We start from the raw sequence: 22,831 nt of genomic DNA on the forward strand, positions 1-22,831 counted from the left end.
CCGGTCCGGGAATCGCGCCGGCTTACTGCCAGTTGCCGACGTCGGCCGAATAGCCGTCGCCGCCCGCCTTGCCGTCCTGCCCGTAGAAGACCAGGTCGAAGCTGCCGTGCTCACCGGGGTAGCGGTAGCCGAACGGGTGGCCCCACGGGTCCTTCAGGTCGGACGCCTTGGCGTAGGGACCTTGCCAGTTCTGCGCATCGGCCGGCTTGGTGGCGAGGTCGTCCAGCGAGTGCGGCGGGCTTCCGTTGTCCAGCGCGTAGTTCTCGACCTTCTGGCCCAGCGTGGTCAGCTGTGCCTTGCCGGCGCCGTACTTGCCCTTGTCGACGTTCTTGCCGACCTGGGTCACGACGATGGCGCCGATGATGCCGATCAGGACGATCACGGCGAGCATTTCCAGCAGCGTGAAGCCGCGGGCGTGGCTGTGACGAAGGGTACGGTTCACACGCATGGGTCAGGCTCCTTGAAACGGGTCGGATCAGTTGATGTTGCTGGTGAGGCTGAGCAGCGGCAGGAGGATCGCCGCCATGATGAAAGCGACCATGACGGTCATGACGATGGTGAGTGCCGGCACCAGCGCCGCCAGCAGGCGATCGATGGCGCGCTTGGCTTCCACGTCGAAGGTGTCGGCGACCTTGAGCAGCATGGTGTCGAGCGCGCCGGCTTCTTCACCCACCTGGATCATCTGCAGCGCGAGACGGGGAAAGCGTTCGGTCTGGGCGAGCGAACTGCCCAGTCCCGACCCGCCCTTGACCCGCTCGGCTGCCTGCTCCAGTGCCTGGTCGAGCGCGCGGTTGCCGGTGACCTGGCGGGCGATGGCCAGCGACGACAACAGCGGCACGCCGTTCTTCAGCAGCGTGCCCAGGGTGCGTGCGATGCGCGCCGTTTCCACCTTCAGCAGCAAGGGGCCGGCCACACGCATCGTCAGCAACCGGCCATGGAAGGCCAGCCGCGTGTCCGGATCGCGCAGCCGCAGGCGCAGCACCAGTCCGAGCACCACCATCACCAGGACGATCGCCCACCACCAGTCGCTGATGACCGTGCCCAGCGCGAGTACTACCTGGGTGATAAGCGGAATGGGTACCTGCATGTCGGCGAAGATCGGCACGAACTGCGGCACGACGTAGGCGAGCAGCAGGACCAGCGATCCGAGCACGCCGACCATGAGGAAGGCCGGGTAGATCAGCGCGTTGACGATGCTGCCACGCAGCGCCTGCGCGCGTTCGAGGTAATCGGCCAGACGCCGCAGGGTTTCGTCCAGCGAGCCGCCCGCTTCGCCGGCCCGTACCAGGCTGACGTAAAGCCGCGGGAAGACGCCGTTTTCCTCGTCCAGTGCCGTGGAGAGGGTGGTGCCGCCACGCACGCGATCGCGAACGCGCTCGACCAGGTTTTTTGCCCGTTCGCCTTCCGGGAGATCGAGCAGGATGCCGAGGGCGCGATCCAGCGGCTGGCCGGCGCCGAGCAGCGTGGCCAGCTGGTGGGTGAACTGGGCCAGCTGGTCGCCGGTGAAGGTGCCCTTGCGGAACATGCCCGCGAGACCGCCGCTCGAAGCCGCGCCGTCGGCGGGCGCGGCTTCGAGCGGCGTGTGCCCCTGGTCTTGCAGGCGTGCGACCACGTCGGCCACGGACGCGGCTTCCATGCGACCGGTAAGGGCCTCACCGGCGGCACTGATGGCGCGATAGCGGAACATGCTCATGCGTGGGGGCCTAGGATTCCTGCGTGACGCGCAGGACTTCCTCGATCGTGGTGATGCCGGCCACGGCCTTGGCCAGGCCGTCCTCGTACATCGTGCGCATGCCTTCGGCGCGTGCCTGGCGCTCGATCTCGCCCGCGTCGGCGCGTTTCATCAGCAGGCGGCGCAGCGGATCGCTCATGACCAGGAATTCCATGATGGCCCGGCGGCCGCGATAGCCCGTGGGATTGACCGCGCTGGTGCCGGGCTTCCACAAGCGGATGGGACGCTCGTCGGTGTACTTGTGCAACTCGAACTGCTCGATCACTTCGGGCAGGGCTTCGTAGGGCACCGCCGTTTCCGGGTCGAGGCGGCGGACCAGGCGCTGCGCCAGGATGCCGTTGACGGTGGACCCGAGCAGGTAATCCTCCACGCCCATGTCGAGCATGCGGGTGATGCCGCCCGACGCGCTGTTGGTATGCAGCGTGGACAACACCAGGTGTCCGGTGAGTGCCGACTGGATCGCGATGCGGCAGGTTTCCAGGTCGCGCATTTCGCCGATCATGATGACGTCCGGATCCTGGCGCACGATGGAGCGCAGGGCACCGGTGAAGTCGAGCCCGATCTGCGGCTTGACCTGGATCTGGTTGATGCCTTCGATCTGGTATTCGACGGGATCCTCGACGGTGATGATCTTCACGTCGGGCGTGTTGATCTGCGACAACGCCGTGTACAGCGTGGTCGTCTTGCCCGAGCCGGTGGGACCGGTGACCAGCAGGATGCCGTGGGGGCGGTCCAGCACCTCGACGAAGCGGTCGCGGAACGCGTCGGTGAAGCCCAGCGACGCGAAATCGAAGATGACCGACTCGCGGTCGAGGATGCGCATGACCACCGACTCGCCGAAACTGGTGGGCACCGTGGACACGCGCAGGTCGAGTTCCTTGCCCTGCACACGCAGCTGGATGCGTCCGTCCTGCGGCAGGCGGCGCTCGGCGATGTTGAGCCGCGCCATGATCTTCACGCGCGAGATCACCGCCGCGGTGGAACTGGACGGCGGCGCTTCCACTTCATGCAGCACGCCGTCGATGCGGTAGCGCACCTTGAGGCGGTTTTCGAACGGTTCGATGTGCACGTCGGACGCGCGCTGCTCGACGGCACGCTGCAGGATCAGGTTGACCAGGCGGATGACCGGCGCCTCGGAAGCGAGGTCGCGCAGGTGCTCCACGTCGTCTTCTTCCGCGGCGTTGCCGTCCAGGCTTTCGACGATGCTGCCCATGGCCGAGCGGCCCTGGCCGTAATAGCGTTCGATGAGGTCGTCGATTTCCGAGCGCAGCCCCACGCGGAGCTGCACGTCGCGCCCGGTGGCCAGGCGCACGGCCTGCAGCGGGTAAGGATCGGCCGGATCGGCCACGAGCAGGCCCAGGCCGTCGTCGCCTTCGCGCACGGGCACCACGTGGTACTGCTTGAGGAAACGCACCGACAGTTCCACGTCCGTCGGAGGCAGCTCCGGGGCGTCCTTGGCGGCCAGCAGGTCCAGGCGCAGCAGGTCGGCCCAGGCATCGGCGAGGTCGCGTTCGGAGACCAGGCCGAGGCGAGCCATCAGCGACGTGAGCGTGCCGTCGGGGGTTTCGTCGTGCAGGCGACGCGCCCGCGCGAGATCGGTGTCCTTGAGACGGCCATGCGCGACCAGGTGCGCACAAACCTGCGCTTCCCCGGGTGCGCCGGTCAGCATGTCGGTGGGTTCGGTCATCGCAGACATGCCAACTCCATACGGTCTACAGGTTTACGTCTTGCCACGCGGTCGTTCCTGACCGCCCGGGCCGCTATTGGTAGCACAGACCACATGTCAACGGCGACCCGGCCGTGTTCGATCCGCGACAGGGCGCAACAAGAGAAAGCCGGCGTTGCCGCCGGCTTTCAAGGACTTGGCCGTGCCGTGTAGGCACTTACCGGTAGTAATTACCAGCCAACGCCCACACCCACGCCACCCGAGGACTCACCACCGCTGACGGCGGCACCGAAGGTCAGACTGGCGCGCGGCGAGAGGCTACGCGAGTAGCCGACCGACAGGGCTCCCTGCCCCTTGTACCCGCCTACGCCGACGCCGAGCCGGTTGTCGCCGCTGACCCCCTGCGTACTGAACGCCATCTGCGACATCGCCGCACCCATGGCGCCCACCCGGTTGAGGCGGTCGTTGAGGTTGTTGAAGCGATGATCGACCTGGCGCTTGTAGTCATCGAACGCGCCGCCGCTGACCACATCCCCGAACTTCTGATCGGTATAGGCCTTGGCGCTGGTAAGCGTCGTGGCATCTCCCTGGTCGGCGTAGGACTTTGCGGTAGCGACTGCCTGGTCCACCTGGCCGACATTGGCGGCATCGGTGGTGGCGGTGCCGGCGGCGACGTTGGTGACGCGACGTTGCGCGGTGGCACTGCCGACCGACACGGTGTCGGCCTGGTCGGCCACCGAGTTGGCGCCCAGCGCGACGCTGTTGGTGGCGGCCGCCGTCACCGTCGCCCCCGTGCCCACCGCGGTACCGTTGTCGGCGCCGACGGTGGCGTTGGTGCCCACGGCCAGGTCGGTCGGGTCCTTGGCGAAGCTGCCGGTGCCGATGGCCGTGCCGCCGCCGGTGCCTTCCGCCACGGCGGCGGCGGTCACGGGCGCAGCCGCGACCACCGGCGCCGCGGCCGCCGTCACCGGTGCGGAAGCGGCCGCGTCGGCTGCCGTGGCCTGCGTCGTGCTGGCCACGCTGGTCGAGACCAGGGCGTTGCGCCTTACCGGCGTGGTACCGGGGATCGTGCTGCCACCCGCGGCAGACTCCAGCTTGTTCACCCGCGTGCCGATCGACGACAGCGCGCCGTCCAGGGCACCCACCGCGTCGCCTACGGTGCTGTAGGCGCCGCCCTGCACCTTGTATACCGGGCCGACGAAGCCGTTGGCGCCCATCGTGGCGCCGCCGCCGAGCGCCATGGCCATGGTGTTCCCGGCAAGGCTGGACGTGCCGGAAAAGGCCCCCGACATCGCCGTGTTCAACTGACCCAGGTTCACCGCATCCGTGGTCTGCGTGCCCGCGGCCACGTTGGTGATCTGGCGGTTCCCGCTCGTGCCGCCGACGGATACCGTGTTGGCGCGCGTGGCGACCGAGCCGGCACCCAGGGCCACGGAATTCACGCCGAGGGCGCGGGCGCTGTCGCCGATCGCCGTGGCGCTGGTGGCGCCGGCGTTGGCGGAGGCGCCGATCGCGGTGGCCGACGTCCTGCTGGCTGTCGCGAACGCGCCCTGCGCCGTCGACAGGTCACCGCTGGCGCGGCTGCCCGCACCGATGGCGGTGGCGAAGGCGCCGGTGGCGCTGGCGTCGTCGCTGCCGTCACCGGCGCCCGTCGCGGACACATAGTGGGCCGCCGAGCTGACGCTACCGGCCAGATCCGTCAACTGCTGGACATTGGCGGCATCCGTGCCCTGCGAACCGGCCGCCACGTTGGTCACCTGACGTTCGCTGCCCCGTGCACCGACCGATACGGTGCCCTCACGATCGGCGTTGGCGCCGGCGCCCAGCGCCACGCTGTTCGCCGCAGTGGCCGTCGCGCCGCTGCCGATCGCCACCGCGCCGGTGGCCGGCGTCGTGACCAGGCTGTTCGCGCCCAGCGCGACGCTGGCGGCACCGCGTGCGGTGGAGAAGTCGCCCACGGCCGCGCTGCTGGCACCGGATGCCCAGCTGTTGATGCCCAGGGCAGTGGCATTGTCACCCGGCGCATAAGCGAAATAGCCCAGCGCCGTGCTGCCCACGCCTTCGGCAGCCGCGATGCCGCCCAGGGCGGTCGCGTAATCGGCGGTCGCCTGCGCACCGGCACCGAAGGCCGCGGCGCTGTCACCGGTGGCACCCGTATAGACGAGGCCCAGGCCCGCCAGGTTGCCGGGGCCACCTACAGCCACCGAACCCGCGCCCGAGGCGGTGGTCGACGTGCCGACCGCGGTCGAGTAATCGCCCGTGGCATTCGCCACCGCACCGAGCGCCGTGGACTGCGCGCCCGAGGCATAGGCGCCGACGCCGGCCGACGTGGACGCGAAACCGCTGGCCTGCGAACTTGCGCCGATGGCCGTGCCGCCAACGCCCGCACTCGTGGCCCCGGTATCGACCGGGTTGCCGTTCGTGTCGGAGATCAACGGATTGCCGTCCGCGTCGATGGCGTTGCCGCCCACCGCGACGCTGCCGGCGCCCGTGGCCTGCGCGCCGGCACCGAAGGCCGCGGCATTCTTCCCGCTGGCCACGCTGCCGTATCCGTTCGCCGTGGAGAAATCGCTGGTGGCGACTGCGCCCGCACCCGTGGCCGTCGCGCCGGTACCCGCCGCGAACGCACCCGAGCCGGAGGCCGTGGCGTAATCGCCGACCGCCTGCGCATCGTCGCTGCCGTCGCCCGCGCCGTTGGCCCGGAAATAATGACCGGCATCGCTGGTGGCGGTGGACACCGCGTCCAGCTGTTCCTTGTTCACCGCATCGGTAGATTCGGTGCCCGCGGCGACGTTCGTGATCTGTCGCTCGCTGCCCACATCGCCGACCGACACCGTGTTGTCGCGTTCCGCCTGCGAGCCGGCGCCCAGGGCTACCGAGTTTTCGCCCAGCGCCCAGGCGTTCGCACCCAACGCCGTGGCGTTGTTGCCCAGCGCCCAGCTGTTGCTGCCCAGCGCCACCGCGTTCTCCGCCTCCAGCCCGAACAGGCCGAAGCCCGTCTCCGCCGCATTACCGATCGCCACGCTGCCCGCGCCCGAGGCGCTGGCGCTGCCACCCACCGCCACCGCACCGGCGCTGTAGGCCGAGGAACCGTAACCGTTCGCCACCGACAATTCGCCATCGGCAAACGCCTGCGAACCGGTCGCCGTCGCGCCGTTGCCCGAGGCCTGGGCGAGGAAACCGCTGGCCGTGGACTGTTCGCCCTGAGCAAACGCCGCCGTGCCCAGTGCGGTCGCATACGCACCTTCCGCCTGCGCGCTGGCGCCGATCGCCGTGGCGGCCAGGCCGGAGGCCGTCGCCGGCCCCACCGCTTCGCCGGTCGAGGTGTACGTGATCAGCGGATTGCCATCCGCATCCAGCGCCTGCGCGCCGATCGCCGTCGTGCCGTTGGCCGTAGCCTGCGCGCCCGAACCGTACGCCGCGCTGTTCTGGCCCGAGGCCGACGCCCCGTAACCGCCGGCCGTGGCGAACGACGCATTGGTGCTGGCACCGCTGCCGATCGCCGACGAACCGGTGCCCTGGGCGATCGCGCCCTGGCCGACCGCCGTGGCGTAGTCGCCGCTGGCGAGGCTGCCCGCGCCGTAACCCGACGCACCGGCACCATCGGCGATCGCGCCGTGGCCGTGCGCGCTGGATTCGTCACCGAACGCCGCACTGCCCTCGCCGGTCGCGGTGGCGCCCGCACCGGACGCCTCGGCGTTGGCACCGTAGGCCGCGCTGCTCGCACCCGTGGCGAGGCTGCCGTAACCGCTGGCGGTGGCATTCGCGCCCGTCGCAACGGCACCGCTGCCGAACGCCGTGGCGCCATCGGCGCCGGCAAACGCACCGGAGCCCGCCGCGGTGGCGTAGTTACCCGAAGCGAGCGCATCGTCCGAGCCGTCGCCGTTGCCGTTCGCCTTGAAGTAATGGCCCGCATCCGCCGTAGCGGTGGACACCGCGTCCAGCTGTCCCTTGTTCACCGCATCGGTAGATTCGGTGCCCGCGGCGACGTTCGTGATCTGTCGCTCGCTGCCCACATCGCCGACCGACACCGTGTTGTCGCGTTCCGCCTGCGAGCCGGCGCCCAGGGCCACCGAGTTTTCGCCCAGCGCCCAGGCGTTCGCACCCAACGCCGTGGCGTTGTTGCCCAGCGCCCAGCTGTTGCTGCCCAGCGCCACCGCGTTCTCCGCCTCCAGCCCGAACAGGCCGAAGCCCGTCTCCGCCGCGTTGCCGATCGCCACGCTGCCGGCCCCCGACGCGCTGGCGCTGCCACCCACTGCCACCGCACCAGCGCTATACGCCGAGGAGCCGTAACCGTTCGCGACCGACAGTTCGCCATCGGCAAACGCCTGCGAACCGGTCGCCGTCGCGCCGTTGCCCGAGGCCTGGGCGAGGAAACCACTGGCCGTGGACTGTTCGCCCTGGGCGAACGCCGCCGTGCCCAGTGCGGTCGCATACGCACCTTCCGCCTGCGCGCTCGCGCCGATCGCCGTGGCGGCCAGGCCGGAGGCCGTCGCCGGCCCCACCGCTTCGCCGGTCGAGGTGTACGTGATCAGCGGATTGCCATCCGCATCCAGCGCCTGCGCGCCGATCGCCGTCGTGCCGTTGGCCGTAGCCTGTGCGCCCGAACCGTACGCCGCGCTGTTCTGGCCCGAGGCGACCGAGCCGTAGCCGGTGGCCGTGGCGAACGCGCCCGTCGAGACCGCACCGGCGCCGAACGCGCTGGTACCCGTGCCGTTGGCGAACGCGCCGGAACCCGAGGCCGTGGCGTAATCGCCGACCGCCTGCGCATCGTCGCTACCGTCACCCGCACCGTTCGCCTTGTAGTAATGGGTGGCGTCGCTGACGCTGTCGGCCAGCGCGGTGACATCGCCCGACACGCCATCGACGCGCTTCGACAGCGTGTCCACGCTGCGGGAGACGCCAGTCACGGTCGTGGACACCTTGTCGAGCTGGCCCTTGTTCACCGCGTCGGTGGCCTGGGTACCGGCGGCGACATTGGTCACCTGCCGCTCCGCACCCGCGCGGCCCACGGACACACTGTTGGCGCGGTTGGCGATGCTGTCGCTGCCGATCGCCACCGCGTTGTTCGCGATGGCGCGGGCGCCACGCCCGATCGCCGTACTGCCCACCGAGGCGGCGTTGGCACCCTGTCCCACCGCCGTGCTGTCCGCACCCGACGCACGCGTGCCCTGCCCGATCGCGGACGAGAAATCGCCGGTGGCCTGGGCATCCTGGCCGACGGCGGAACTGGCGTTGCCGCTGGCCTTCGCATCCGTGCCCAGCGCGATGCTGAAATCGCCGATGGCTTTCGCAGCCTGACCGCAGGCGAAGGCGTCGTTGCCCTTGGCCGCCGGTGCCTTGCCCTGCAGGCCCAGCAGGAAACCGCCGCACACGGTACCGTTGTCCTTGGCCTGCACGGGCCCGCTGCCCAGGGCCAGCATCACACCGGCCACCAGCGGCAGCGCCGCCATGGTGGCACGCAGGCGACGGGAGGCGCCGCCCTTGCCCCTGGCACGTGCCAGTTCCGATGCCACGACCAGCATGCCGAGCGATGCGTTCCAAACCTTGCTGTAAATGGTGTTCACGTCACGTTCCTCCCAGATATCCGCCATGAGCGATCGGTGCGCGGGCGCGCTGCGCGCGGCCCGTCGTCCTTCCGTCGTCACACGCCGGACGAGAATGTCCATACGGCCCGACGACAAGCATCGTTCGGCCGTCCATACGTCTTTTTACGAAACCCCTTGCCCCGCGTTGCGGGCCCCCTCGTGGAGCGCGACCCCGGCGAACCGGGGCCGCGTTCCGGCACGTCCTCAGAGCGTGTACGCACCCAGGACGGTGACGCCCGAGTACGCCGCTTCGCCCTTCACCGTCAGCGTCCACACGCCGGCGGCCGGCTTGCTCGCCGTGAACGGCTCGCTGTTACCCGGACGGTTCGGTTGGACCTTGACCACACCCTTGGGATCGGCCACCGAGATCGACACGTCGCCCGACCCGCCGTAGGTGCGCAGGGTGAGCGTCTTCGCGTTGTCCGGCACGGTGAGCTGGTAGGCCACCGAGGCACCGAGCGCGCCCTTCTGGTTACCCAGTGCGGCGTTGTTGCCCAGCACGATGGCCGACGGTGCCGTGGCCGGACCCCAGGCCGCGTACTGCGCCTGCGTCTGCGCATCGGACAGGCAGGCATTCAGGCTGGACGCCTGCGTCGCCGTGACCAGGCCGTCGCTGGCGAGCTGCGTGGCATAACCACGTACCGCGGCGCGGTAATCGCCCACCGTGGCGGACGAACTGGCGAGGATCTTCGCGTTGGAGATCACGTTGGCACCGATGATCACGCCACCCGGAACGAGGGTCGGGATACCGGTGTCGCAGGTGAGCAGCTTCTGCGAGGTGCGGTTGAGGCCCCAGCCGATGTCCTGGAACAGGGCCGGCGTCAGGTCCACGTCGATCTGGCCGACCAGGTCCTGGTTGATCGCATACTCCATGATCGCGTTCGGCGTGAGCCGGGTGTCGTAGTGCGAGAACGACGAGCCCTGTGCCAGCGTGGTCGGTGCATAGAGCAACACGTTGCCCTGCGCATCCGCGCCGGCCAGGCCGCTGCCCTGCCCCACGGTACCGGTCAGGCCCGACAGGTTGGCCTTGAGCTTGTTGCCGTCCACCTGGCTGACCGCGATCACCGGGATGTTCACCGGCGAGGCGGGGGTGCCTCCCGGCGTGATCGCACCGGCCTGGTTGTTGGCGATGAGCACGGCGGTGGCGCCGGCACCCTGAGCGTTCAGCGTCTTGACGGTGAAGTCGCAGGTACCGCGATCGATGATGGCGATCTTGCCCGCCAGCGCCGAGGCGTTGGTGATCGCCGTGCACCCGTCGGCCGGCGCGGCCTGCACCAGGCTGCCGGTGAAGTTGGCCGCGGTGGCGGCGGGGCCGAAGGCCGCCTGCGAATAGCCGTACTCACCGGCGGCCGCGGCCGGCGCGGTCACCTTGAACACGTTGGGCAGGCCGAGGGCCAGCGGCGCTTCGGCTTTCACCGTCGCCCCGGTGAACACCAGCTTGCCGTCGTCCAGTGCCGCCGTGACGCGCTGCGCAGGTGTCAGGTCGTACCACTTCTTCATCTGCGTATCGTTGTAGACGAAGGACGAGTAGATGTCCGGACGCGCCACGCCGTCGTCACCCACGTAGCCGGAACCGGTGGTCAGGCTGTTGAAGCCGGAGAAACCCAGGCCGTGGGCCATCTCGTGCAGCACGACGTTGAGGAAGTTGATCGAACCCGCCGGCGTCTTGCCGTCGAGGCCGAAGTACCACTTGGAGCCTTCGAGGCATCCGGTGGTGCCCAGCGCGCCGTTGAACTGGCTCTGGATATCCGCCTCGCCGGGCGAGCCGTCCTCGTGGGTCAGCGCGTCGAACAGCGCGGCGTGGTACCAGGTGTTGCGCACCGCGCCCGCCGGCAGCGTGCTGGTGTCGTCGAAATAGTAGATGTTGGTGGTGCCGGACGAACCCAGCACGCCGGAGGTCGCGTCGCACGACAGCGGCTTGAACGTGGCGTTGTTGACGATGGTCACGTCGCTTTGCAACACGGCGCCCCAGATGTCCGCGGCGAACAGGTAGACGTTGAGGGCCTGCTTGCCGTACGTGGTACCCGGGTTGCCGCCGACCGGCGAGACCGGCGTCGGATCGTCCAGGCCCTTGCCGGTGCCGGTGTCCTGGTTGACGATCTTGATGTCCGCGGCCTGGGTCACGCCGATGCTGCCGAACAGGCTGGCGGCGGCCAGTGCGGTGAACAGGAGGTTGCGGCGGATCATCGTGTCACCTCCGGTGCGTTCGTCGCAGGTTGCACGCCGTGGTCGTCGTGGTGCACGGCGACGCTGCCGTCGGGCATGCGTTCGGCGACGACGCTGTTCATGAGTTCCTGCGGCACGCGCACTGACCTGGCATGCACGCCGTTGCCGAGGCTGAGCGTGCGGAAGGTGGAGCGCGCCTCCGCTGCGGTGCGTGGCTGCGTGCTCAACGAAGCGGCGTTGCCACCGCTGGCCTGGAAGGCCTTGGACAGCGAGGCGCGCTCGGCGGCGGTGGGCTCACGCAGCCGACCGGTCGACGGGTCGATGGCGACCTGCACGCCCTGGACCATGACGGTCTGCGGTGCGGCGGCCGGTGACGTTTCGGCGGCGCTTGCCGCGCCCGCCACGGTGAAGATGCCCGTCAGCACCAGGCCGAGGGCCTGTGCCAGTGTTGGTGAATGCATTGCCGATACCTCCCTAAGACGGCGGCGGGACCCCTCCCTGCACGCCCACCGGCGAAGACCCCCTCGCCAGCGTAAAAAACCCCCACAGGCCCGCCGACGCATGACGCGTCGGCGGGCCTGGTTCATGGCGCCGTGAAACTTGCCTGCACGGTGACGTTGGCGAAATCCTTCACACCCACCACCGTGACGTACCAACTGCCCGCCGCGGGACGGGCAACCGTCACCGCTTCGTTGTTGGTCGACGGCTTGATCGACCGATAGTCGTAGACGCTCGACGACGCGGCTTCGCCACCCTTCACGTAGAGCGACACGTCGCCGCTGCCACCGAAGCTGCGCAAGGCAAGCGAGCGCGCACCCGCGGGCACATCGATGCGGTAGACCAGCACGCCGTCGGCGCGACCGGCCTGGCCGGGCAACGCGACCCCGTTGGCCAGGGCCGTGGCGTCACCGCCGGGCTCGCCCGGATCGTTGCCGAGCGCCTTGTTCACCGCGGCGTACGCATCGAGGATGCCGGCGCCGATCGGCTTGTCCGGCGTGGCCGGAAAGGCCTGCGCCGTGGCGGTGAGCAACGTGCGGATGGCGGCCGGTGTCGGCGTGGCCAGGCCGGCCGCCTTCGTCGCGGAGAGGATCAGGGCCACGGAGCCGGACACATGCGGCGTCGCCTGCGAGGTACCCGCCATGCCGCCGTAACTGGCGGTCGTGGGCTCGTGCGTACCGGCGTTGATCGCGGACCAGATGAAGCCCGCCTGCACGGTGGCACCCGTGGAGCCGTCGTTCGCGTAGATACCGCCACCCGGTGCGGACAGCGCCACGGTGCTGCCGTAGTTGGAGTAGTAGGCGCGCTTGCCCGCAATGCCGTTGGCAGCCACGGTGAGTGCGCCGGGGCAACTGGCCGGCGAGTAGTTCGCTGCGTCGGCGCCCGAGTTGCCCGCGGCAACGACCACCGTCGTGCCGCGCGACATCGCGGAGGCGATGGCATCGGAGGTCACCGCATCGGACGCGCAGGAACCACCGCCGCCCAGGCTCATGTTGATGACCTGCGCGGGATGGGCATTGTCGGGGACGCCGTCGACATGCCCACCCGAAGCCCAGACGATCGCGTCCGCGATGTCGGAGGTGTAGCCGCCGCAATGGCCGAGCACACGCACCGGCAGTACCTTCGCCTTATAGGCGATGCCGGCCATGCCGGTGGCGTTGTTGCTCAGCTCCGCGATCGTCCCGGACACGTGCGTGCCGTGCCAGCTGGAATCTTCCTGCTGGTCGCCGGCGGAGGGATCGATGCAGCCGCCGTTGGCGAGCAGGTACTTGTCCTCGGTGGTCCAGTCGCCCGTATCCCAGCCGCCGGGGGCACGCGCGTCCGTCGAGCGGCCCGACACGAAGCCGTCGGAAATGAAGTCGTAGCCCGAATCGGCCAGCGACAGGTCGATGTCCGGATGATGCGTGATGCCCGTATCCAGCACGGCCACGGTGACGCCCGAACCGTCGGCGAGGTTCCATGCATTGGCGACATTGCTGCCGCCGCGGTTGGCGAAGCTGGTGGTGTCGCTGCCGATCTTCTCGGCCTCGCCCAATGCCGGACGGAAATGCCACTGGTAGCGGGCGTAGTACGTATCGTCGACTACCACCGGCGTGACCGCCGCGGCGCGGATATCGTCGATCTTCTGCATCATCGCGTCGGGCTCGACATGCCGGACGGCGGGATCGGCGGCGATCTGCCGGATCAAGGTGTCGGCTTCGCTGCGCGACAGCTTGCGCGAGGTGCGGACCAGGTCGGAACCCGTGGCGAGCTTGCGTCCGTAAACGGCTTGCGTCGTGGCGACCTTGCCGGCGCGCAACTGGCTGGTGGTGGCAGCGGTGCGCGAGAGCGCCGCGCCGATCGCCTGCGTGGCCGCGGAGGCACTGATGCGCTGCGTGGTGCCGTCACGCCAGGTGACGATGAAACGGTCGTAGCCGGTCGGTGCCCGCAGGCTGCTGACGTCGAACGTGGCCTGGGGCGCGTTCGGCCCCGCGGCGAAAACACCGGGCGTGACGCCCAGGAGAAGCGAGGCGACGAGCGTCCCCGCGACGATGCGATTTACCATCTGCACTACCCTCTGCCCGTGGTACTGCTGCAGGAACCGGTGACCGGCCCCCTTCCCTTTTTCGACGTGTGTGACGACGTCCCCTTGAGACACCTGCTTTGAGATCCTTCTGACGTCCCCTGATGCCCGTCTCCCTGACGGCGTTCGTTGAACCTAGCAGTAGGAAAATACGAACGTCAATATTTTGACGACATGCCGATCGACGTCGGACAGCTGTTACCGGGAAATCCCGCAATAGCCGCGATCGGACGTCCATACATGTTTTAATTCATGGTGTTGCGCGGCAATAACACGCGCGCACCGCATTCAAACCCTTGTCCCAAAGCGAACCAATTCATGGACTTGATCGACATCGGCGCCAACCTCACCCACGAATCGTTCCGTCAAGATTTTGACGATGTGCTGGCCCGCGCGACGGCGCATGGCGTGGGCCGGATGGTGGTAACCGGGGCATCGCGAGAGGGCAGCGAGCACGCCCTGGCTCTGGCGAAGGCCAGCGGCGGCCGACTTTTTGCCACGGCGGGCGTGCATCCGCATCACGCCATCGACTACGACGATGCCACCGACGCGCTGCTGCGCGCGTGGGGCAGCGAGCCGGAAGTTCGTGCGATCGGCGAGACCGGGCTGGACTACAACCGCAATTACTCACCGCGCGAGGTGCAACGGGAGGTATTCGAGCGACAGCTGGCGATCGCCGCCGACCTGGGCAAGCCGGTGTTCCTGCACCAGCGGGACGCGCACCACGACTTCCTCGCCATCCTCACGCGCTACCGCGACCGCCTTCCGGCCGCGGTCGTGCACTGCTTCACCGACACCGGTGAGGCGCTACGCGACTACCTGGCCCTGGATTGCCACATCGGCATCACCGGCTGGATCTGCGACGAGCGCCGTGGTGCCCACCTGCGCGAGCTGGTCGGATCGATACCCGCCGACCGGCTCATGCTGGAAACCGATGCGCCCTACCTGCTGCCGCGCACGGTGCGCCCGCTGCCGAAGGACCGGCGCAACGAGCCGATGTACCTCGCGCACATCCGTGACGAGGTGGCCCGGGACCGTGGCGAGACGGCCGCAGTACTCACCGAGTCCACCGTCCGTACCAGCGAGCGTTTCTTCGGCTTGTGAACCGGATCAGCCGGCGTGCAGGCCGGTCAACGAAGCCTCGGCCAGATCCACCTCGCGCATCAGGGTACGCAGCGTCTCGTCGTTGATCGCGTGCTTGCGCCGCAGTTCGTAGAGCTCGCGGCGCTCCGCACGCAGCGCGGCCACGCGCATCGCGCGTTCGGTGCCCGCCTCGGCGCGGGCCTTGTGTGGCACGTCGCCTTCCTCGCCCGCCGCCTCCAGGCGTTGCTGGTAGTCGCCCATCACGCGCGCGCCGACCCGGGAGGCCAGTGCGATGGCATGCTCGTCGCCCTCCTCCGCCACGCGCCGCTGCTCCTGCTCGATGCTGCGCAGCGCCGCTTCGGCGACCAGCGCCCGCGCCTTGCGCTCCTCGCGCACGCGTGGATCTTCACCGGGAATCTTCAGCCCCTTCACCAACCACGGCAAACCGATGGCGCCCAGTACAAGCGTGCTGAGGATGACCCCCGAGGCGAGGAAGATCATCAGGTCGCGCGTGGGAAACGCCACGCCCACGTCTTTCATCAGCGGCAGCGACAGCACGCCGGCCAGGGTGATCGCTCCGCGCACGCCGGCCAGCGCGGTCGTCCAGATCAGGCGCGTGCCGACACGGGGTCGCTTCTTGCCGCGATGCAGGGCCCGCATGAACACGAAGCGCAGCGACACCCACACCCAGATGAAGCGCAGCACCACCAGGGCGAGCGTGATGGCCAGTACATAGGCGACCAGGTACCAGAGGGGGCCGCCACCCGCCTGCGCGATGTCGACCTTGGCACCGTCGACGATGGCCGGCAGCTGCAGGCCGAGCAGCAGGAAGATCATGCCGTTGAAGACGAACTCCACCATCGACCACACGGCGAAGTTCTGCATACGCGTCGCCACGTAGCCGCCCTTGAGGACGTCGGTGTAGTTCATGGTCATGCCCGCCGCCACGGCGGCGAGGATGCCCGACGCGCCGAAGTGCTCGGCCAGCAGGTAGGCGGCGAACGGCAGCAGGAGCAACAGGGCCACCTGGGCGGCGGGGTCCACCTCGCCGCTCCAGCGCACCAGCCGGCGGCGGAACATACCGAAGCCGACACCGACCAGTACGCCGGCGGCGACCCCTCCCAGCGCCATCACGACGAAATCGCCGGCGGCGGACGCCAGCGAGAAGCGCCCGGTGAGCTCAGCGGCGACGGCGAACTGCAGGGCCACCAGACCGGACGCGTCGTTGAGCAGCGCCTCGCCAGACAGGATGTGCATCAGCCGCGAGGGAATGGGCGACTGGCCGCTGATCGAGGTGACCGCCACGGCATCGGTCGGCGAGAGTACGGCAGCCAGCGCGAACGCCACGGCGAGGGGCACGGTGGGGATCATCCAGTGGACGAAGTAGCCCACCCCGACGATGGTGAAGAACACCAACCCGATGGCCAGGGCGAGGATGGGCCCGCGCAACAGGAAGAGCTCCCGCTTGGGGATGCGCCAGCCGTCCGCGAACAGCAATGGCGGAATGAACAGCAGGAAGAACAGCTCGTGGTCGAACTCCACGTGCATGCCGAACGGGCGGGCCAGCAGGGCACCCAGCGCGATCTGGATCAGCGGTAGCGGTAGCCGGACGGGCAGGATGCGCACGATCGCCCCGGACAGCGCGATGACCAGGAGCAGTACGAGGATGGTGATGACGAGTGACATCCGGGGAAACTAGCGACGGGACGCACATCAGGCAAGGCCGTTGTCGCCGGCTTGAAAGCCTTCTGAAAGATCAGGAGGCCCCGCAAGCCCTGCGCAGGAACCTTCTTCCATGAAATTTTCTTTATCGCCGGACGCGCGCGCATCGCGCGTTCTTGCGTCTGGAACCGAGATCCATGGCTATGTAACGCCAATCGGCCCATTCGACGGCAGCGACTGATCCATGCGATCGCGGCGCAGGCAAGTGGCGCAAGGAAATCCGTTCATGCAAATCGCCTTGAGTGCACACATCGGCGCGACTTAGCTTCGGCTTGCTTGTTGCGGTTTCGTTAACCACGCACGCGGCGCTTCGACGCGGAGGATGTCGGCGCCACCAAGGGGGCCCGGACGGCCATCCGTTTTCGTCACGACACCGCGACCGCCTTCTGCCGACGGCGGCGCGACTTTGAACCAATGGGCCTGTGGCCGGGGAGATCTACATGCAGTTGCGTCATTCATCGGACCGCGCACGGCGGCGTTCGCTTTCGTTGGCCATTGCCGTCGGGCTCGGTATCGTCAGCGCCGCATCGTTCGCGCAAAGCACCGTGGGCGGTGTGTACGGTACGGCGGATGCCGGTGCCCAGGTCACCGCCACCAGTAGCGGCAGCGGCCTGAGCCGCAGCGCTACCGCAGGCAGCGACGGCCGTTTCAATATCTCGTCGCTGCCCCCGGGCGACTACAAGATCACCTCGGTGAAGGGCGGCCAGAACACCACGCGGAACGTCACCGTCGTGGCGGGCCAGGGCTTCAACCTGAACCTCCTGGCACCCGCTTCCACCACCGCGGCAGGCGGCCCGCAGGACCTGACCACGGTGTCGGTGACCGCCAACGCACTGCCGCCGATCGACATCACCTCCAGCCAGACCAACACGGTGATGACCGCCGAGCAGATCAAGCAGCTGCCGCTGGCGCGTAACCAGACCGCCGTGGCGCTGCTGGCACCCGGCGCGACCAAGGGCGACAGCGCCTTCGGCAACCTGGCGTCGTTCGGCGGTGCCTCCGTGGCCGAGAACAGCTACTACGTCAACGGTTTCAACGTCACCAATTTCTTCCAGAGCCTGACCTACGCGCAGGTGCCGTTCGAGGCCATCGACCAGGAAGAGATCCAGGACGGCGGCTACGGCGCCGAATATGGCAACTCCACCGGCGGCGTGATCTCGGTCAACACCAAGCGCGGCACCAACGAGTGGAAGGGCGGCATCGACTACACCTGGAACCCGTACCAGCTGCAGGCCAACCAGCCCAACATCTACCTGCAGAACGGATCGCTGCTGCAGAACAACCGCCACAACAGCAACTATGTGGTGGGCAACAACGGCAGTGGCAACGCCACCGACTTCGGCCAGCGCTGGAACGCGTGGCTGGGCGGCCCGCTGATCAAGGACAAGCTGTTCATGTTCGCGCTCGTCGGCGGCACGCGCACGGCGGACGAGCACTACGGCGACGCCACCGGCGGCGGCAGCTTCAACAAGACGACCATCAAGGACCCGCGCTACCTGGTCAAGCTGGACTGGAACATCAACGAGAACAACATCCTCGAGTACACCGGCTTCAGCGATACCAGCACGGAACAACAGAGCATCTACGGCTACAACTACGACGAAAACGGCCAGCCCCATCGCGGCGACTACCTCGGTCAGCAGTACGACAAGACCGGCGGCATGAACAACATCCTGAAGTACACCAGCTACATCACGGACGACTTCACGGTGTCGGCGCAGTACGGCAAGAGCACCAACCGTCGCGTCGAACGCGCGACCACGGCGGACGGCACGCTCGAGCAGTACGACGGCAACATCTTCGACGCGGTGAATTCGCCGGGTTGCCCGGTGATCGTGGACCAGCGCAATCCGGTGGTCGCCGGCTCCGCCCCTGCGGCACCGCATTGCTCGTTCACGTCGGCGGGCGAGCTGACCACGCCCAACGGCGAGGACAAGCGCAATGCCGGTCGCATCGATTTCGAGTACCACCTGGGCGACCACGACCTGAAGGCCGGCTGGGCACGCGACCACTTCACGACCGATACCGGCACGGCGTACGAAGGGGGTTCGACGTACACCTACCAGCCTATTCCGGCTTCGATCCTCGGCTACGATGCGACGCTCAACCCGTCGGACAACGTCGTCAAGCAGGCCGTGTTCGCGACGGGTGCCAAGGTAGGCATCACGCAGAAGTCGTACTACCTGCAGGACAACTGGCACGTCACCGATAACTTCGTTGCCCGTATCGGCGTGCGCAACGACGGTTTCAACAACACCAACAGCCTCGGCCAGACCTACGTCAGCCAGATCCACAGCTGGCAGCCGCGCCTGGGCTTCTCGTGGGACGTGCATGGCGACTCCTCGCTGAAGGTGTACGGCAGCGCGGGCGACTACTCGCTTCCGCTGGACGGCAACGTGGCGTTGCGTGGTGCGGCAGCCTCTCTCTACCAGATCAACTATTTCAGCTATACGGGGGTCGATCCGACCACGGGTGCACCCACCGGACTGGGTCCGGTGCCGGCCGCCTATGCGGCAGCCAACCCGGCGCGCGCCGTCACCCAGTACTCCAACGGCGAGGCCGGTGTGGTGCCCAATCCGGGTGCCGTGGCGACCAAGGACCTGAAGCCGTTCAAGCAGCGTGAGTTCATCCTCGGTGCGCAGCAGCAGGTGGCCGACTGGACGTTCGGCGCGAAGGCGATCTACCGGAAGATCCTGACCGGCATCGACGACTCGTGCGACTTCCGCCCGATCGCCGCGGCAGCCAATGCGCAGTACGGCCTCAACCTCGACACCACCAACCTGTCGCCCTCCGCGACCAATGTACCGGGTTGCTACATCTTCAATCCCGGCAGTTCCGTCACCCTGCGCACGCCCGTGGATGCCACCGGCACGCTGTACGACATCCACCTGCCCGGCGCCGTCGTGGGCGAGCCGAAGTACAAGCGCTCTTACATGGCGATGCAGCTGACCGCCGAGCGCAACTTCGACAACACCTGGTACATGAAGGCGTCGTACGTCTGGTCGCACACCCGCGGCAATTCGGAAGGTGGCGTGGACTCGGCCAACGGCCAGGCCGATACCGGCACGACCGAGCTGTTCGATTATCCGGAGATCATGGCCGGCACCAACGGCTACCTGCCCAACGATCGCAAGCACACGTTCAAGATCTACGGGGCATGGCAGATCTCGCCGCAGTTCCTGGTCGGTGCCAACGCGCTGCTGCAGACCGGTCGCCCGGAAAACTGCTACGGCCTGAACCCGATCGACGGCACCATCGGCGGTTACGGCGGCGGCGCGTACCTCTACTGCAACGGCTTCGTGGTGCAGCGCGGCTCGGTGGGTCGCACGCCGACCTACTGGAACATCGACCTGAATGCGGCCTACAAGCCCGATTGGGCCAAGGGGCTGACCATTTCGGCCAACGTGTTCAACATCTTCAACAAGCAGCACACGGCGACGATCAACGAAGTGGGCGAAGACAACAACGGCAACTCGTTGTCCGGCACCACGTACAAGATCCCGACCAGCTTCCAGCAGCCGCGCTACGTGCAGCTGTCGGCCGAGTACGACTTCTCGCTCTAAGCACCACGACAAGAAGACAGGGCGCGCGCCATCCTCCGTGGCGCGCCACCTTGCAAACCTCCCCGAATCGCCGTCCGCTCCCACGGACGGCCTTTTTTTCGCCCCGGCCTCACCGCTGCCTGTAGGAGCGGACGATGTCCGCGATCACCGCACCCGACGCCCCCACCTAGGCGCAAGCACAAACACAACCACCCCACAAAGCATCACCCCCACACCACCCCACACACCCGGTGCAAAGTGCTCGTCGAAGACGAGCCACGACGTGGCGATACCCGACACGGGCACCAGCAACGACAGTGGCGCCACCGTGGCTGCCGGATAGGTCTTCATCAAGGTATTCCAGACGGAGTAGCCGAAAATCGTGGTGACATACGCCTGGAAAAGGATCGATCCAACCGCAGCCAGCGTGACGCCATGGCCCAGCGCGACGAAGGGCGCGGCACCGCGCACCCAGGCGGTCAGCAGCAACAGCGCCGGGGCGGCGAAGGCACTCGACCAGACGATGAAGGCCAGCATGTCCGCCGGCTTGTATCGTTTCACCAGCAGGTTGCAGACACTCCAGCTGAGTGCGGCGAGTAGCACCAGCAGTGCGCCGCGCACGGTGGCAGCACCCTGCGTGTAGCCGATGACCAGCAGCAGGCCACCCACGGCGAGGACCATCCCGACGACCTGCGGCCGGTGGATCCGCTCGTCGAAGACCAACGCGCTCAGCAGCAGGGTGAAGAACACCGCGAACTGCAGCACCAGTGACGATAGCCCCGGCGACATCCCTTGGGACATGGCAAGGTTCACAACAAACCATAGCCCCACGCCGAACAGTATGCCGTAGCCAGCCACCGCAGCCAGCGGCACGTTCGCCGGCCGGCGAAAGAAGAAGATCAGCGGCAGGGCGGTCATGAGGAACCGCAGCGCCGTGAGCAGGAAGGGATCGAGATCGCGAAGGCCGACCTCGATCACCGAGAAGTTGCTGCCCCAGATCACGGTAACCAAGACACCGAGCAACAGGTCGCGCATACGCATCGTCAAAGCCCCTTAGGCCGGTGCCACACCGTCGTAGACGAAATCGTCGAAAGATGCGTGACGCCATGTATCGCCACGCACGTAATAATTGAGGACCACGGAGATTTTCTGTTCGCTCATCGTCGGCTCGCAATCATGAAGCACCTCCCTCCCCTTCATCACCAGAAGGGTACCGGCGCGGGCGTGGATGGTCCGTCGCTCCACCCACGCGCCCCGCGAAGGATGCGCGCGCGGTATCTGCATGCGCAGCGGCGCCTCGCGGTTGTCCGTCAGGAAGAGCAGTACCGTGATGCCGTTGGTGTCGTAGTGTTCGCCCAACGTGCCGCCCCCCGGCGGGTAGACCTTGATATTGACGTCCGACCGGGGATAAGGAGAGAGAACCGCCTCCTGGCTGGTCACCGCGGCGACCAGGGGCAGGATCGCCCGATAGACGGCCATCAGTTCCGGCAAGTGGCGGCGTACGTCGTCGCCCTCGAAGATGTGGTGAAGATAGCGGCCACCTGTGTCGCAGACTGCATCGGTTCCCCGCCCTTCGTGATCCACGAGCTTCACCTGGCCTGCATCGATGAGTGCGTTTATCCGCTCGACCAGCAGTGCGCACTGGGCCGCGTCCATGATCCCGTCCAGTGTCGTGGCGTAATCGTAGTGATACTCGCGCACGTGATCGTCCAGCCGAAATGCCTGACTCATTGCATTGCCCCCCATGAAAGGAAGCGGGAACGCTAGGACCCGGCCGAGGAGAGCGATATAGAAGAATTCTGAGTTTCAGGGGTACCCGCGTGAAACGTGACGTGCGCCACATTCTCGGCGGAACGCCGGCGTTTCGATGGCCGGCGCCGCACCCCTGAGCCTTACCTCACGTCAGTCCGCTTCATCCTCGAAGCGCAGGTGCTTCACGCTGCGCCCGTGCCGACGCACGAGTTTCAGGGCCTCGATACCTACCTTGATATGTCGGTCGACGAAGTTGGCCGTGACCGCCGCGTCGCTGGATTCGGTCTTCACGCCTTCCGGGATCATGGGCTGGTCGGAAACCAGCAGCAGTGCACCGCAGGGAATGTGGTTGGCGAAGCCGGCGGCGAAGATCGTGGCCGTTTCCATGTCGATGGCCATGCTGCGCGTGCGCCGCAGGTAGTCCTTGAAGGCCTCGTCGTGTTCCCATACGCGGCGGTTGGTGGTGTAGACGGTGCCGGTCCAGTAGTCGTGGCCCAGGTCGCGGATCATCGTCGATACCGCGCGTTGCAGCTGGAACGCCGGCAGGGCCGGCACCTCGGGCAGGAGGTAATCGTTGGACGTGCCCTCGCCGCGGATGGCGGCAATGGGCAGGATGAGGTCGCCGATGGCGTTCTTGCGCTTCAGGCCACCGCACTTGCCGAGGAACAGCACGGCCTCCGGCTCGATCACGCTGAGCAGGTCCATGATGGTCGCGGCATTGGGGCTGCCCATGCCGAAGTTGATCAAGGTGATGCCGTCGGCCGTGGCGTTGGGCATGGCGCGGTCGCGACCGCGTACCTCCACCCCATGGTCGGTGGCGAAGCGCTCGACGTAGTGGCCGAAGTTGGTCAGCAGGATGTGCCGGCCGAAGGCCTCCAGGGGGGTGCCCGTGTAGCGGGGCAGCCAGTTGGAGACGATCTCGTTCTTGGTTTTCATGGGGAATCCGGTTGCGCGTGCGCCGGCGGCGGAGGCCACCTTCACGGTCCGACGGCGCGGTTACCGGCGACGCCACGCCGGCGG

Annotated in this window: 13 protein-coding genes; 2 read left to right on the forward strand and 11 right to left on the reverse strand. The window is 67.8% G+C overall.

The features are described from left to right. Positions 1–22 precede the first annotated feature (22 nt). The 7 genes from gspG to QRN34_RS10030 form a co-directional block, all read right to left on the reverse strand. Positions 23–448, reverse strand: coding sequence for a type II secretion system major pseudopilin GspG (gspG, locus tag QRN34_RS10000; protein ID WP_081916322.1), 426 nt, complete (start codon positions 446–448; stop codon positions 23–25). A gap of 27 nt (positions 449–475) precedes the next feature. Further along, positions 476–1,693, reverse strand: coding sequence for a type II secretion system inner membrane protein GspF (gspF, locus tag QRN34_RS10005; protein WP_285404137.1), 1,218 nt, complete (start codon positions 1,691–1,693; stop codon positions 476–478). A gap of 10 nt (positions 1,694–1,703) precedes the next feature. Beyond that, a complete protein-coding gene (gene gspE / locus QRN34_RS10010) occupies positions 1,704–3,428 on the reverse strand; it encodes a type II secretion system ATPase GspE (protein WP_285404138.1) in 1,725 nt (574 codons plus the stop codon). 200 nt (positions 3,429–3,628) lie between these two features. Then, on the reverse strand, positions 3,629–8,965 hold the full coding sequence (locus QRN34_RS10015) for an ESPR-type extended signal peptide-containing protein (protein ID WP_285404140.1): 5,337 nt from the start codon (positions 8,963–8,965) through the stop codon (positions 3,629–3,631). A gap of 225 nt (positions 8,966–9,190) precedes the next feature. Beyond that, complete coding sequence (locus tag QRN34_RS10020; RefSeq protein WP_285404142.1) at positions 9,191–11,173, reverse strand: PA domain-containing protein; 1,983 nt, start codon at positions 11,171–11,173, stop codon at positions 9,191–9,193. After that, a complete protein-coding gene (locus QRN34_RS10025; protein WP_285404143.1) occupies positions 11,170–11,613 on the reverse strand; it encodes a hypothetical protein in 444 nt (147 codons plus the stop codon). The genes QRN34_RS10020 and QRN34_RS10025 overlap by 4 nt, the downstream gene beginning before the upstream one ends. Before the next feature lie 122 nt (positions 11,614–11,735). Continuing rightward, positions 11,736–13,694: a S8 family serine peptidase gene (locus QRN34_RS10030; RefSeq protein WP_285404144.1), complete on the reverse strand. Its 1,959-nt coding sequence runs from the start codon at positions 13,692–13,694 to the stop codon at positions 11,736–11,738. A gap of 336 nt (positions 13,695–14,030) precedes the next feature. On the opposite strand from QRN34_RS10030, the gene QRN34_RS10035 reads away from it, so the two are divergent. After that, entirely contained in the window at positions 14,031–14,816 is a 786-nt protein-coding gene (locus QRN34_RS10035; RefSeq protein WP_285404145.1) for a TatD family hydrolase, read from the forward strand. A 6-nt stretch (positions 14,817–14,822) separates the two neighbouring features. Here QRN34_RS10035 and QRN34_RS10040 read toward each other — a convergent pair whose 3' ends face one another. Beyond that, a complete protein-coding gene (locus QRN34_RS10040) occupies positions 14,823–16,481 on the reverse strand; it encodes a Na+/H+ antiporter (RefSeq protein ID WP_285404147.1) in 1,659 nt (552 codons plus the stop codon). 476 nt (positions 16,482–16,957) lie between these two features. Here QRN34_RS10040 and QRN34_RS10045 point away from each other — a divergent pair, with 476 nt between their 5' ends. Then, positions 16,958–20,080, forward strand: coding sequence for a TonB-dependent receptor (locus QRN34_RS10045; protein WP_285404148.1), 3,123 nt, complete (start codon positions 16,958–16,960; stop codon positions 20,078–20,080). A 144-nt stretch (positions 20,081–20,224) separates the two neighbouring features. Here the strand turns inward: QRN34_RS10045 and QRN34_RS10050 are convergent, their stop codons facing one another. The 3 genes from QRN34_RS10050 to QRN34_RS10060 all read right to left on the reverse strand — a co-directional run bounded on the left by QRN34_RS10050 (position 20,225) and on the right by QRN34_RS10060 (position 22,747). Beyond that, a complete protein-coding gene (locus tag QRN34_RS10050) occupies positions 20,225–21,094 on the reverse strand; it encodes an EamA family transporter (RefSeq protein ID WP_285404149.1) in 870 nt (289 codons plus the stop codon). Positions 21,095–21,112: 18 nt separating this feature from the next. Further along, complete coding sequence (locus QRN34_RS10055) at positions 21,113–21,760, reverse strand: hypothetical protein (protein WP_285404150.1); 648 nt, start codon at positions 21,758–21,760, stop codon at positions 21,113–21,115. Between the two features lie 201 nt (positions 21,761–21,961). Next, the gene (locus tag QRN34_RS10060; protein ID WP_036138136.1) at positions 21,962–22,747 is read right to left on the reverse strand and encodes an AMP nucleosidase; all 786 of its coding nucleotides are present in this window, start codon (positions 22,745–22,747) and stop codon (positions 21,962–21,964) included. Positions 22,748–22,831: the final 84 nt, after the last annotated feature.

It is taken from the genome of Luteibacter sp. ME-Dv--P-043b (genome assembly GCF_030209605.1).
In the GTDB taxonomy this organism is placed as follows: domain Bacteria; phylum Pseudomonadota; class Gammaproteobacteria; order Xanthomonadales; family Rhodanobacteraceae; genus Luteibacter.